Source organism: Streptomyces sindenensis (assembly GCF_014649035.1).
In the GTDB taxonomy this organism is placed as follows: domain Bacteria; phylum Actinomycetota; class Actinomycetes; order Streptomycetales; family Streptomycetaceae; genus Streptomyces; species Streptomyces sindenensis.
Genome location: NZ_BMSG01000037.1, coordinates 1 through 12,347, shown reverse-complemented (window position 1 = coordinate 12,347; position 12,347 = coordinate 1). Strand labels below are relative to the sequence as shown.

The window sequence follows — 12,347 nt, the reverse complement described above, 5'->3', positions numbered from 1 at the left end:
TGGGGGCGCTTCCGGAGCACGACAACCGCCGAGAGGAGACCACCCCTTCGAGTGGCTGCGCAACCAAGGCAGGCGACATACACTGGAGCATCTATACGTTTCGATATATGTACAACGACTTTCTGGTGGTCGAGCACGTCGCCGAGCTGCTGCGGGAGCGCCCCACGACGCTCGGGGAGCCCTACTCCCGGCACCTCGGCGACGGCGTCCGCGAGCTGCGGTTCAGCCTTGGCCGACGAGGGGGCGCGACCCGGGTTCCCTATGGGCTCGCGCCGGAAGGAGAAGGAGAAGCGGTAATGGTCAGCCACGCACGCTGGAAGCTCGCCCGCGACGAGAGAGTCGCCCAGGGGATCGCCGAGGACCCCGAGGTGGAGCGGCGCCGCGAGGAGATCTCTCTCGCGTTCGACCTCGGGCAGGCCGTGTACGACCGGCGGACCTCCCTCGGCATCTCGCAGACCGAGCTGGCCCGGCGCGCCGGTATGACGCAGCCGCAGGTCTCGAAGCTGGAGCTCGGTGGCACAGTCCCCACCGTGCCCCTGCTGGCTCGGCTGGCCCGTGCCATGGAGGCGACGTTCCGGATGGAGCTGTTCGGGAGCAGCATCCGGGTGACGTTCACCGACCTGGACGGACCCGCTCCGGAGGGGACCGACGGGGAGCCGCCCGCCACGGAACGTGTGTCCGCGCCCGCCGCCGAAACAGAGGAGGCGGACACGGGCACGGAGAGGACGGCGGCCACCGGCTGAGGGGGCCGGGCCCCGGGCCTGCCGGCCTACAGATGCGTCGGCTCGAACATCCGCAGCAGCGCCGGAAGCACGACGACCGAAGGCCCCGGGGCCGCCAGCGCCTTGCCCAGGTCGGCGGCGAGCGACTCCGGGCCGGTCCGGACGGCGGGCACGCCGAAGGACTCGGCGAGGGCGACGAAGTCCGGGCGGGCCAGCTCGGTGCCGGCGGTCTCGCCGAAGGCGTCCGTCATGTACTCGCGCAGGATGCCGTAGCCGCCGTCGTCGACGATCAGCCAGGTCAGCGGCAGATCGTACTGGCGCGCGGTGGCCAGCTCCGCGATGGAGTACATCGCGCCGCCGTCGCCGGAGACCGCGAGCACGGGCCTGGTCGGGTCGGCGACGGCCGCCCCGATGGCGGCCGGGAAGGCGTAGCCGAGGCCGCCCGCGCCCTGGGCGGAGTGCATGGTGTTGGGGTGCCGGGCGTCGAACGCGGACCAGGCCCAGTACGCCAGGATCGTCATGTCCCAGAAGCTGGGCGCGGCGTCGGGCAGCGCCTCGCGGACGGCGGCGAGGACCTGCTGCTCCAGGGTGAGTTCCTGGGCCTCGATCCGGACCCGTACCTTCTCCAGGACCGTGCGTACGCGCTCGGCGGCACCCGCGTCCTCGCGACGCTCGACGGCCTCCAGGAGGTCGGCCAGGGCCTCGCGGGCGTCGGAGTGGATGCCGAGGGCGGGGTGGTTGGACTCCAGCTTCCCGGCGTCCGCCTCGATCTGGATCACCCGGCCGCGCGGGCGGAAGGTGTGGTAGTTCGAGGAGAGTTCGCCGAGGCCGGAGCCGACGACGAGCAGGACGTCCGCGTCCTCCAGGAAGTCGGTGGTGTGCCGGTCCTCCAGCCAGGAGCGCAGCGACAGCGGATGCTCCCAGGGGAACGCGCCCTTGCCGCCGAAGGTGGTGACGACCGGCGCGTCGATCTTCTCGGCCAGCGCGCGCAGCTTGCCGGAGGCGTCGGAGCGTACGACTCCGCCGCCCGCGATGATCACGGGCCGCTCGGCGTTGGACAGCAGATGCGCGGCGGCGATCGTCAGCTCGGGCCGCGGATAGAGCTCGCGCGGGGTGGCGTCCATGGCGCTGACGACGGGGAGAGCCGTCTCGGCCAGCAGGACGTCCTGCGGGATCTCCACCCAGACCGGCCCGTGCGGGGCGGTCAGCGCGGACTCCCAGGCGGCGGCGATCGCGGACGGGATCTGCGACGCGGCCCGCACGGTGTGCACGGACTTCACGATGTCGCGGACGGATGCCTGCTGGTCGCGCAGCTCGTGGAGGTAGCCGTGCCGCCCGCCGCCGAGCCCCGCCGTCGGGATCTGGCTGGAGAGGGCGAGCACGGGGGCGGAGGCGGCGGCCGCCTCCTGGAGCGCGGCGAGCGAGGTGAGCGCGCCGGGCCCGGTGGAGAGCAGCAGCGGGGCAACCTCCCCCGTGATCCGGCCGTACGCGTCGGCGGCGAACCCCGCGTTGTTCTCGACGCGGAGCCCGACGTACCGGAGCGAGGAGCGGCGCAGCGCGTCGAACATGCCGAGCGCGTGCTGACCGGGCAGGCCGAAGACGGTGGTCGCGCCGAGCCCCTGGAGGGACTCGACGACGAGGTCACCGCCGTTGCGGCCGGCCGGCGGGTTCAGTACGGCGGCGGCCTGCGCGGCGGTGAGCCGCGGCCGGTCGTCGTGGTCGTGGCTCACTTGGCGCCCTCGGCGCTCCGGGGGCTCCTGGACGCCGCGATCTGGCGGGACATGATCGTCGTCAGCTCGTACGCGGCGTGGGAGGCGGCCACGGACGTGATCTCGGCGTGGTCGTACGCGGGGGCGACCTCGACCAGGTCGGCGGAGACCAGGTGGCAGGAGGAGAGCCCGCGCAGGATCTCCAGCAGCTCGCGGGAGGTGAGGCCGCCGGCCTCGGGGGTGCCGGTGCCGGGGGCGTGCGCGGGGTCGAGGACGTCGATGTCGATGGAGATGTACAGCGGCCGGTCCCCGATCCGCTGACGGAGCTGGTCGGCGATCTCGTCGACGCCGCGCCGCATGACGTCGGCGGAGGTGACGATGCCGAAGCCCATCTTCTCGTCGTCGGTCAGGTCCTGCTTGCCGTAGAGCGGGCCGCGGGTGCCGACGTGGGAGAGGGCGGAGGTGTCGAGGATGCCCTCCTCGACGGCCCGGCGGAACGGCGTGCCGTGGGTGTACTCGGCGCCGAAGTAGGTGTCCCAGGTGTCCAGGTGCGCGTCGAAGTGGAGCAGGGCGACGGGCCCGTGCTTCTTGGCGACGGAACGCAGGAGGGGCAGGGCGATGGTGTGGTCGCCGCCGAGGGTCATCAGGCGTGCGCCGGTGCCCAGCAGGTCGTCGGCCGCGCCCTCGATGGTCTCGACGGCCTCGTTGATGTTGAACGGGTTCGCCGCGATGTCACCGGCGTCGGCGACCTGGGCGAGGGCGAACGGGGAGGCGTCCTGGGCCGGGTTGTAGGGGCGCAGCAGCCGGGAGGCCTCACGGATGGCGTTGCCGCCGAAGCGGGCGCCGGGCCGGTAGGAGACCCCGGTGTCGAAGGGCACGCCCACCACGGCGACGTCGGTACGCCCGACCTCGTCGAGCCGCGGCAGCCGGGCGAACGTCGCGGGCCCGGCGTACCGGGGGACGCGGGAGGAGTCGATGGGGCCGCGCGGCGAGTCGGTGCTGCTCATGGGGGTGTGCCTTTCCGTGGTTCGGTCCGTACGGACGGTTCGTGCCGGTTCCGCTTCCGTACGGCCTCCAGTGTGCGGGGTGCCGTGCACTGCTCGCCGGACGCGGGCGCGAGGACGACGGTAGGTGGCCGGGGAGCGGGACTGAAGTGTAGGTTTCCTCCACCTTTACCACCTTGAATGGACGAACCATCCATGACCTCCGCCCCGACGGCCGCCCCCGGCCCGCCGACCCCACCCGTCCCCCTGTCGAAGCTGCTGGCGGCCAAGGACCTGGGCCTGCGCCGGATCGCGGGCCCGGCCGAGACCGAGCTGCTCTGGGTGCACACCTCGGAGATGGCGGACCCGTACCCGTACCTCCTCGGCGGCGAGCTGCTGCTGAGCGCCGGGGTACTGCTGACGGACGCGGACCACTACGTCGGCCGCCTGGTGGAGGCGGGGGCGGCGGCGCTGGGGTTCGGGGTGCGGCCGGTGCACGAGACCGTGCCCGGGGCGCTGATCGAGGCGTGCGACCGGCAGGGCCTGCCGCTGCTGGAGGTACCGCCCGAGACCCCGTTCACGGCGATCGCGCGGACGGTGTGGCGGCTGATGGCCGAGGCGCGCCACCGCGAGCTGCGCCGGGTGACCCGCGCCCAGCAGGCCCTGGCGACAGCGGCGGCCCGCCCCGACCCCGTACCGGCGGTCCTGCACCAGCTCGCGGCGCAGCTGGGCGGCCGGGCGGTGCTGCTGACGGCGCGGGGCGAGGAGATCCACGCGGCGGGCCGCCGCCTGGCTCCGGAGCCGGCCGGAGCCCTGACCCGCCTGGCCCGGGTGGTGGCCCGGGAACGCCCCGGCTCCCCCGCGTCGGCCACGGACACGCACGGCGACACGCACGTGTCGGCGTACGCGCTGGGCGGCGGCGAGGGCCTGGTCCTGGCGCTGGCGACCCGGCAGCGGGAGTCCGGCGACCACACGGTGGCGGGCATCGCGGTGGTCCTGCTGTCGCTGCTGGCCGCCCCGCACCAGGGCGCGGACGCGGCGGGCCGTTCGGCGGCCCTGGTCCGCATGCTGCTGGGCGCCGGCCCCGCCGAGGCGGCCCCGCTCCTCGGCGGGGCCGGGCCCTGGACGGTGATCCACGCCCGCCGCACGGACGGCACCCCGGCGGACGCCCTGACGGCCGGAGCCCTCGGCGCGTCCCTGGGCACGGCCCTGGTCGACGCGAGCCGCGGGGGCGGCGAGGCGGTGCGGCTGCTGCTGCCGGGCGCGGAGGCGGAAGGCGAGGCCGGGGAGGACGAGACGGCGAAGACCGGGGAGGGCAAGACGGCGAAGGGTGAGGCGGTGGAGGCCGAGGCCGTGGAGGCACGGCCGGGGTCGGACCCGGCTCGGTCCGGGTCGGACCCGGCACGGCGCGGCTCGGGACCGGCTCGGTCCGGGTCGAACCCGGCACGGCGCGGCTCGGAACCGGCTCGGTCCCCGAAGCCCGTGTCGATCACCCCGCAGCCCGGCTGGACGCTCGGCGCGTCCGCCCCCACCCCCGTCACCGCGCTCGACGCCGCCGACGCCCTGGCCGCCCGCGCCCTGGCCCACGCACGGGCGACCCGCGCCCCGCTGACGGTGAACGCCCCCGTGAGCGGCCTCGCCGCCCTGGTTCCGCCCGAGGAGGCGGCCGCCCACGCCCGCGCCCTCCTCACCCCGCTCACCGCACCGCTGGCCGACACCCTGCGCTGCTGGCTCTCCCTGCACGGCAGCTGGGACCGTACGGCGGTGGCGCTCGGCGTCCACCGCAACACCGTGCGCCAACGCATCGGCCGGTGCGGGGAGTTGCTGGACGCGGACCTGGACGACATGGACGTACGGGCGGAGCTGTGGTTCGCGCTGCGGCAGGGGTGAGCGGGAGGGCCGGGCCCACGGCTCACCGATGAGTTTCGGCGCCCGCCCCCGTCCTACTGGTGAACACCGCGACGAGCCGCGCCGCGGGCTCACGGACAGGCGGTACCGACGATGGACAAGCAATTCACCGCGACTCTGCGGAAGAGCCCGAGCAAGGGCGGCTGGACCTATGTGGTGTGGCCCGAGTCGGCCGAGTTCTTCGGCACCCGCGGCCTGGTGAAGGTCCGGGGCACCGTCGACGGCCACCCGTTCCGGAGCTCGTTCATGGCCCTGGGGGACGGCACGCACAAACTGCCCGTGAAGGCGGGCGTACGCAAGGCGATCGGCAAGGAGGAGGGGGACACCGTGACCGTCCGCCTGGAGGAGCGCATCTCCGGCTGACCCAGTGGGAGGGCCGGGAGCCCCCCTTTCCCCGGCCACCACAGCAGCCGCCCGGACGGATCGGTGAGGACGTGGGCGTTCATGCCGTGGCAACCGCATTTTCCGGAGCAGTACGGAGCAGTACGGAGCAGTACGGGGTGTCGGCGGCGAACTGGGCCAACATCCCTCCCGGAAAACGCCGTTGAGGGGAAGGAGAAAGGCCCCCCGACGCCTACCGGGCCGCGGCCCGGGCCGCCACAATCTCGGTATGACGATCACGCCGGCCCCTCCGAGCGCACCGCCGACGCGCAGCACCCCCCTCGACCTCGCCCGCGTGGTCCTCACGGGCGCGGTGATCGGGAGCTCGCTCGCCGCGCTCGTCGTCGGCACTGTCCTCGGACACGTTTCGCTGCTGGTCGGCGGCTTGGTCCTCCCCATCGCCCATGGACTGCTGGTCCTCGCCGCCGGGGCGCCCGAGCGCGCACGCCGGAGGGCCATCGTCCCCTGCACCACCCTCGCCAGGATCGAGGGCCTGCACGCCACCGGCGGGGAGACCAGCGACGTGCCCGTCCGCTTCGACCTCACCGTCGCCCCGGACGGCAGACCGGCGTACCGCGTCGAGTCCACCCAGTCCGTCAATCTCGTCGACCTGGCCGACTACGAACCAGGCGGCATCGTCGTCGTCCAGTACCCGCCGCACCAGCCGTGGGCGGTGAAGCTGGTGAAGCGCCCGACACCGGAATGGGAGGACCGCGCGGCTTCGGCCCGCATCAATTCGGCGCCCGGCCCGGCCCTGACCGCCAAGCCGCCTCCGGACGGCTCCGTCGGCGGCTACCTCACTCTCCTCGCCCTGCTGCTCGGAGCGGCCGCCGTGGTCTTCGCCTTCCGGGCCGACCTCTTCGGCCCGGAAGGCCCCGCCGACCGGCCCCCCTCGGCCGCTGGGCCCGCCGACCCCGGCACCTCGTCCACCACGATCGTCTCGGCCGCGTCCGGCACCGTCGCCCTCGGCCCCGGACAGTCCCTGTTCGACGGGGGCCGACTGCGTCTGGCGGTCGATTCGCTCACCCAGGGCGACGGCAGAAACCGCCAGGCTCTCACCGTCGTCGCGCAGGACCGCCTCCTCACCGTCGTCTTCACTCCCGCGGGCTCGCAGGCACCCGGCTTCGACCTGGACGCTCTGCCGTACCCGCGCATCCCCGCCCTCGTCCGGGAGGCCAGGACCACTCTCGGCGTCCGCTCCCCGCAGACCTGGCAACTCACCGCCGAGAGCCTTTCCGGCGCCCTCACCCTCCGAGTCGGGGTGGCAGGCGCCGACGGTGCCGCCTCGCTGGAGGCGAACGGCCACGGCGAGATCGTGCGGCGCGTTCCGGCGCGCTGACAGACGGACGGGACGGGCGCTCGAACGGAGCGGGTGAGCCGGGCGGGCCCCGCTGTCGGACCAGGAGGAGCACGGATGGGATGGCACGCATACCTGGCGCTGTGGTGCGTCGTCCTCGGCGCCGTCGCGGTCGTCGGTTACGGACGGTCGCTGGCCGGGGTGACCCGCGGCCAGCGGGCGGTCCGCGTCATGGGCCGGATCGAACGGGTCACGGAGCCCCGGCACGGGAGCTCGGGACGCGAGGGGATCGCCGTGGTCGTCACCTTCCGCGATCCCGCCACGGGGCAGGAGTTCACCGTCACCAACGACGGCGAGTGCGGCGACCGGATCAGCACGGCCTGGACGGGCCGTGAGGTCGGCATCCGCTACCCTCCCGGCCGCCCCCACGCCTACCAGTTCACCACCGACCCGGACGCCGGGCGGAGCGGACTCGGCCGGCCCAACTTCGCGGTCTTCCTCATCTACGTCGGGCTGGTCGTCGTCGCCTCGATCGACTGGGGCTGGCCGTGGGCCCTCATCGGCTTCGGCGTCCCCTGGACGCTGCTGAGCGCGACCTATCTGCCCCGGGCCGTACGCGACACACGTCTGCGCATCGAGGGCCTCGCCTCCGGCGACCCGGTCCCGGGCCGCGTCATCGCCGTACTGAAGGACGTCACCGTCGACGAGGACAGCGGAACCGCCACCAGACACACCCCGGTCGTCGCCTTCACCACCCACGACGGCACCGCCGTCACTGCCTACCGCACTACGGGGCTGAGCGATCCCGCCCGCTCACGCGGCCGGGAGCTCACGATTCACTACCGCCCCGACGACCCGGCCGTCTTCACCACGGACCTCGCCGCCGAACACCGCTCCCGCGTCGGCGAGATCGCGTTCGCTGTCGGGTCCCTTCTCGTGGGGGTCGCCGCGGCCGTGGCGGGAGGGGTCCTGATCGCGGGCTGACGCCCACCGCCCCTGCCAAGCCGGCCCCGCGACCGGCACGACGCCGGGCTCCGTTGTCGAGCAGCCGGCTCAGCCCCGCGTCGCGTCGCCGGCCAGCTTGCGGCGTTCCCGCTTGTTGGGGTGGCGGACGACCACGCCCGCCATGCCGCCGGAGCCGGTGAGCCGGATCAGGGGAGTGCCCGGGAGGCGGTCGGACGTGGTCTTGTCCTTCAGGCCGCCGAAGCCGGGGTCCATGCCGGTGGTGTCCGCGGCCCAGCCGTCGGGGATGACGACCGTGACGCCGGAAGTCTCCCCGTACGCCTCCACCACGACCTCCGCGAGGCGGCACTCGACCCGGGTGAAGTCGAGACTCACGCCTCCCATGCCCGCGTGAGCGATCACGTGGCCGGGCACGTCCCAGCGGCCGGGGCCCCGGGACGCGCCGTACATGCCGCCCTTGAGCACCAGGGGCGGCAGGCTCTCCGCTGCCGATGAGGGCGACTTCGGCAGGTCGGCTGTCAGGACGGCCAGTTCGGCGTACGTCTTCGAGGTCAGCGCCTGTTCCAGGCGGGAATCCAGCTCGTCGAGGTCGATGCGCCCCTCGGCCGCGGCATCGCGCAGTTGCTCCACCACTGCCTCCCGGTCGTCATGGGAAGCGCGGAGTTCTCCTGATGGGACGGGGCGCGGAGAAGGCTCCGGGGGCTGGGCAGTCATGATCCCCAGAATAGGCAGTCGGCGGGCCGGGCCGCCAGGGTCCGCGCGTCGTCAGCGCCGTCCCCCGTGCGGGCGCGCCGCAGGGCAGCGCGCCCGCATCCGCCGGTGACCGGCGGCTCCCCGGTGACCGGCGGCTCCCCGGTGACCGGCGGCTCCCCCGGCGACCGGCGGCCCCCGGGTGACCGGCGGCCCCCGGGTGACGGTCCCGCTCCCCGGGCAGCGGGACCGTCAGCCCAGCCGGTTGCCGAAGCGGACCGCCGACGGTGTCACGCCCAGGCTCGCCTCGCCGAAGGAGACGCTGCCCTGGGTGACCGGGCCCGTGCCGCTGCCCTTGAAGAGCCAGACGCCGCCCTGGTCGGTGTTCTCGCCGGGGGCGGCCACCGCCAGCGTGGCCGGTACGCCCTTGGCTCCGGCCACGACATGGACCTCGCCGCCGAAGGCGTCGCCCTGCTCGTCGACGCCGGGGACGTTCGCCGTGGACTGGCCGATCACCTTCGTGTCGGCGCCCGTGATGCCCGTGGCGCGCCCCTTGAAGATCAGCACCCCACCGGCGTTCTTCGCCGTGCCCACGTCCTCGCCCGGCAGGCCCACGACGACCTCGCCGTAACCGTCGCCGTCCAGGTCCCCCACCGCGGCGCTCGCACCCATGGCGTCCCCCGGCTCGTCGGCGCCCGGCACTCCGGCGGTGGCCTGGGTGATCCACTTCGGCTTCACGGAGGTGTTCTGCCCCTTGGGTCCGCCGAGGGCGACCGCCACCGCGCCGCCCTTGCTCGGGAAGTCCACGTCGCTGTCCAGGCCGGTGGGCTGCCGGGTGAAGACCAGGTCCGGGTACGCGTCACCGTTGACCGAACCCACCGTCACCGAGGCGTGGTGGAGATACGTTCCCGGCGCGGTGAGGACGGGGACGTGGGTGAAGCCCGTGCCGGTCGACAGGTACAGCGACGTCCCGCCGCAGTCCGGCTCGTCGCTACAGCCGGTGCTGAGCAGCAGGTCGTCCTTGCCGTCGTTGTTGATGTCCGCGGCCTGTACGCCCTCATAGGTCTCGACGCCGTCGGCGGTCAGCGCCGTCCGGGTGCTCCCGACCGAGCCGTCCGCGCCGATCTTCTCGCTCAGAACGACTTTCCCGGCCCAGTCGGCGTTGTCGATCCCGGCCACGTCCGCCCGGCCGTCGCCGTCGAAGTCGCCCACCGCTTCGCCCTGGCCCCGGCCCTGGAACTCGACGGCCCGGGTGCCGAGACCGCTCTTGCCGCCGAACAGGATGATCGGCCGGCCGTTGCCGGCCGAGACCAGCAGGTCGGTGTAGCCGTCGGCATCGATGTCGGCGGGCGCCGACCCACCGAAGCGGGCGTTCGCGGTGGCCGAACCGGGGATCCCGGCCGTGTTCTGGTTGATCACCTGGTGCCGGGCCGGGTTGATGCCCTTGGCGTCGCCCGGGTAGACCGCCAGGTAACCGGCCTTCTTGATGCCGGACACGGTCCCGTCGGGCACCGAGGCGACCATGTCCTCGTACCCGTCCCCGTTGAAGTCGACCGGCTGCCGCACGGCGGAGGCCGACGCTGCCGCCACCGCCGTACCGGAGAGGGCCGGGGCGGCGGTCGCCGTGGCGGCGAGCGTCACGAAGATCGCCGAAACGGTACGGAGTCGAGAAGTCTGCATGGGTCATCCCCCGGATGTACGCGTGCGTACGGCGAGCGGGCCCGCCGCCCGCCATCTGCCCAGAAAGACCTTCCGTGCGGCGAATGGTTGTACGCCCCGGCCCCGGACCATCACCTGCGAGCTTCCCGCGCCATTGCCCACGCGGCCGACTTCGGCGCCATCTTCTTGCGTTATAGGCAAGCCCACATGCGTCAGACGCAGGAGACCGTACGCTCGATCGCATGGCTCACGCACACCAGCACCACCACGAGGTGCCCCACGCCCCCGCCCACCCCCATGCCCACGCCCACACCCACGACTCCGGGGCTACCCCCAACGGCCTTCCCGAGATCCTCGATCTCGACGCCGCCCTGTTCGCGCCCCAGCTGACCGCGCTCACCGGACGCATCGCCTGTCTGGCCGGTGACGACGTCCGGCACATCGTCGACCTCGGCTCGGGTACCGGAACCGGCACGTTCGCCCTGCTGGAGCAGTTCCCGACCGCCCGCGTGACCGCCGTCGACAGCTCCCCCGAGATGCTGGAGCGGCTCGTCTCGGCGGCCCGCGAGCGGGGGCTGGACGACCGGGTGCGCACGCTGGAGACCGACGCCGGTGCGGGGCTGCCGGGAGTGGTCGATGCCGACCTGGTCTGGGCGTCGGCATCCCTGCACCACCTGGACGACCCCGCGACCGCCCTGGCCGGCATCCGCGCCGCGCTGCGCCCCGGAGGGCTGCTGGCGGTCGCGGAGGTGGACGGGATGCCGTACTTCCTGCCCGGGGACGGGGAGTCGGGCGAGCTGGAGGCCCGCTGCCGGGCGGCGCTCGACGGCCTGCACGCCGAGCGGATGCCGCACCGGGGCGCCGACTGGGGCCCCCTGCTGACGGCCGCCGGCTTCTCCGTCGAGCAGGAGCGCGCCGAGCCGTGGGAGCTGCGCGCGCCGCTGCCCGAGGGGGCCGGGCGGTACGCCTTCCTGGTCTTCGAGCGGGTCCGCGGCTCGCTCGACGGGCGCGTCGACACCGACGACCTGGCCGCGCTCGACCGGCTCGTCGACGGCGGGCCCGAGGACGTACGCCACCGCGACGACCTCGTCGTACGCTCCACGCGCCGGATTTGGATGGCCCGCCGCGCCCAGGGGGACATGAGGGCGTGAAGGCAGGAAGCCCCGAAGGCATGAGGAAGCAGGCAGCATCGCCGGGCCTCGGGCCGCGGCTCCGGCCCGCGAGCGCCGCCGGATCCCTTGACTCCAGGAGTGCCCTCGCGCTGCAACGAGCCCTGGGCCAGGAGGCGGCGGTGACGCGCCTGCTGAACGGGGAACGGGAGCGGCAGGAGGAGTCGGCCCGGCCTGGGGGGCGGAACGGGCCCCGCGTCGTGTCACGGCTTGTCGATCAGTTCCTGTACCTCCGGCGGGAGTCTCGTGCCGGAGTAGGAGACGACGAGCACCGCTTCGTCCGGTGAACTGCCCACGGCGATGGCTGTCTCCGGGGACAGGCCCTTCACCGCGTAGGCGGGTTCCTCGGTCTCCTCCGTCTCAGCCTCCTCCCGGCTGCCGGTGTCGTCGCAGGGAGGCAGGGTGGCGGTGCCCAGCTTGTCGGTGACCGTGAAGTCCACGTTCGCGACGTCCTTGTAGGTCCGCCCCTCGTAGCTGACCTCGAATGCGCAGCTTGCCTCCCCCTCGCCGCCGCTGTCAGCAGCGCACCCGGTCACTGTTCCTATCAGGGCCGCCGTCAGCAGTGCGCACGCAGATCGTCCGGACCGGCTCATGGACGTACTCCTTCGGTAGATGCCGCGCAGGGCGAGGACGCCGCCCCCGCCAAGGGTCCTCGCCTTCGTCGTGCAAGGGAACGCGTTCGTGTCCGTGGTGCGGTTGTGGTGTCCTGATCCACCGCGCTCACGGCAGCGCCGCTAGGTCCTGTCGTCAAACTGCCGTCTGCCGCCCTCCGGGCGACGACGGCAGTTTGACGACAGGACCTAGCTGTATTGACCCGCAGGGTTGTTCACACGGCTGATCGGTGGGTGGCCGCCGAGTGCGGTGTG

11 protein-coding genes are annotated in these 12,347 nt (G+C 73.7%); 6 read left to right on the top strand and 5 right to left on the bottom strand.

The features are described from left to right. Window positions 1-107: 107 nt before the first annotated feature. A complete protein-coding gene (locus IE145_RS28750; RefSeq protein ID WP_229825923.1) occupies window positions 108-743 on the top strand; it encodes a helix-turn-helix domain-containing protein in 636 nt (211 codons plus the stop codon). Between the two features lie 26 nt (window positions 744-769). Here IE145_RS28750 and IE145_RS28745 read toward each other — a convergent pair whose 3' ends face one another. Beyond that, the gene (locus tag IE145_RS28745) at window positions 770-2,452 is read right to left on the bottom strand and encodes a thiamine pyrophosphate-binding protein (protein ID WP_189528356.1); all 1,683 of its coding nucleotides are present in this window, start codon (window positions 2,450-2,452) and stop codon (window positions 770-772) included. After that, on the bottom strand, window positions 2,449-3,438 hold the full coding sequence (gene speB / locus IE145_RS28740; protein WP_069742582.1) for an agmatinase: 990 nt from the start codon (window positions 3,436-3,438) through the stop codon (window positions 2,449-2,451). Before speB ends, IE145_RS28745 begins: the two co-directional genes overlap by 4 nt. Window positions 3,439-3,615: 177 nt before the next feature. On the opposite strand from speB, the gene IE145_RS28735 reads away from it, so the two are divergent. From IE145_RS28735 to IE145_RS28720, 4 genes are all read left to right on the top strand, one after another. Continuing rightward, window positions 3,616-5,304, top strand: a complete 1,689-nt coding sequence (locus IE145_RS28735; protein WP_189528355.1) for a PucR family transcriptional regulator — start codon at window positions 3,616-3,618, stop codon at window positions 5,302-5,304. Between the two features lie 111 nt (window positions 5,305-5,415). Continuing rightward, entirely contained in the window at window positions 5,416-5,685 is a 270-nt protein-coding gene (locus tag IE145_RS28730; protein WP_189528354.1) for a DUF1905 domain-containing protein, read from the top strand. 247 nt (window positions 5,686-5,932) lie between these two features. Then, on the top strand, window positions 5,933-7,042 hold the full coding sequence (locus IE145_RS28725) for a hypothetical protein (protein WP_189528353.1): 1,110 nt from the start codon (window positions 5,933-5,935) through the stop codon (window positions 7,040-7,042). Between the two features lie 75 nt (window positions 7,043-7,117). After that, complete coding sequence (locus IE145_RS28720) at window positions 7,118-7,984, top strand: DUF3592 domain-containing protein (RefSeq protein WP_189528352.1); 867 nt, start codon at window positions 7,118-7,120, stop codon at window positions 7,982-7,984. A gap of 69 nt (window positions 7,985-8,053) precedes the next feature. On the opposite strand, the gene IE145_RS28715 is transcribed toward IE145_RS28720, so the two are convergent. After that, window positions 8,054-8,677: a DUF1707 SHOCT-like domain-containing protein gene (locus IE145_RS28715; RefSeq protein ID WP_189528351.1), complete on the bottom strand. Its 624-nt coding sequence runs from the start codon at window positions 8,675-8,677 to the stop codon at window positions 8,054-8,056. Between the two features lie 228 nt (window positions 8,678-8,905). After that, window positions 8,906-10,333, bottom strand: coding sequence for an FG-GAP and VCBS repeat-containing protein (locus IE145_RS28710; RefSeq protein WP_189528350.1), 1,428 nt, complete (start codon window positions 10,331-10,333; stop codon window positions 8,906-8,908). A 221-nt stretch (window positions 10,334-10,554) separates the two neighbouring features. Here IE145_RS28710 and IE145_RS28705 point away from each other — a divergent pair, with 221 nt between their 5' ends. Next, window positions 10,555-11,463: a class I SAM-dependent methyltransferase gene (locus IE145_RS28705; protein WP_189528349.1), complete on the top strand. Its 909-nt coding sequence runs from the start codon at window positions 10,555-10,557 to the stop codon at window positions 11,461-11,463. Between the two features lie 221 nt (window positions 11,464-11,684). Here IE145_RS28705 and IE145_RS28700 read toward each other — a convergent pair whose 3' ends face one another. Next, window positions 11,685-12,074, bottom strand: coding sequence for a DUF6281 family protein (locus IE145_RS28700; RefSeq protein WP_229825920.1), 390 nt, complete (start codon window positions 12,072-12,074; stop codon window positions 11,685-11,687). Between the last annotated feature and the right edge of the window lie 273 nt (window positions 12,075-12,347).

Bases quoted from the DNA above. Each gene is read 5' to 3' on its own strand.
- speB (WP_069742582.1), bottom strand. From the start codon at position 3,438: ATGAGCAGCACCGACTCGCCGCGCGGCCCCATCGACTCCTCCCGCGTC.
- IE145_RS28735 (WP_189528355.1), top strand. From the start codon at position 3,616: ATGGACGAACCATCCATGACCTCCGCCCCGACGGCCGCCCCCGGCCCG.
- IE145_RS28725 (WP_189528353.1), top strand. From the start codon at position 5,933: ATGACGATCACGCCGGCCCCTCCGAGCGCACCGCCGACGCGCAGCACC.
- IE145_RS28705 (WP_189528349.1), top strand. From the start codon at position 10,555: ATGGCTCACGCACACCAGCACCACCACGAGGTGCCCCACGCCCCCGCC.
- IE145_RS28715 (WP_189528351.1), bottom strand. From the start codon at position 8,677: ATGACTGCCCAGCCCCCGGAGCCTTCTCCGCGCCCCGTCCCATCAGGA.
- IE145_RS28700 (WP_229825920.1), bottom strand. From the start codon at position 12,074: ATGAGCCGGTCCGGACGATCTGCGTGCGCACTGCTGACGGCGGCCCTG.
- IE145_RS28730 (WP_189528354.1), top strand. From the start codon at position 5,416: ATGGACAAGCAATTCACCGCGACTCTGCGGAAGAGCCCGAGCAAGGGC.
- IE145_RS28710 (WP_189528350.1), bottom strand. From the start codon at position 10,333: ATGCAGACTTCTCGACTCCGTACCGTTTCGGCGATCTTCGTGACGCTC.
- IE145_RS28720 (WP_189528352.1), top strand. From the start codon at position 7,118: ATGGGATGGCACGCATACCTGGCGCTGTGGTGCGTCGTCCTCGGCGCC.
- IE145_RS28750 (WP_229825923.1), top strand. From the start codon at position 108: ATGTACAACGACTTTCTGGTGGTCGAGCACGTCGCCGAGCTGCTGCGG.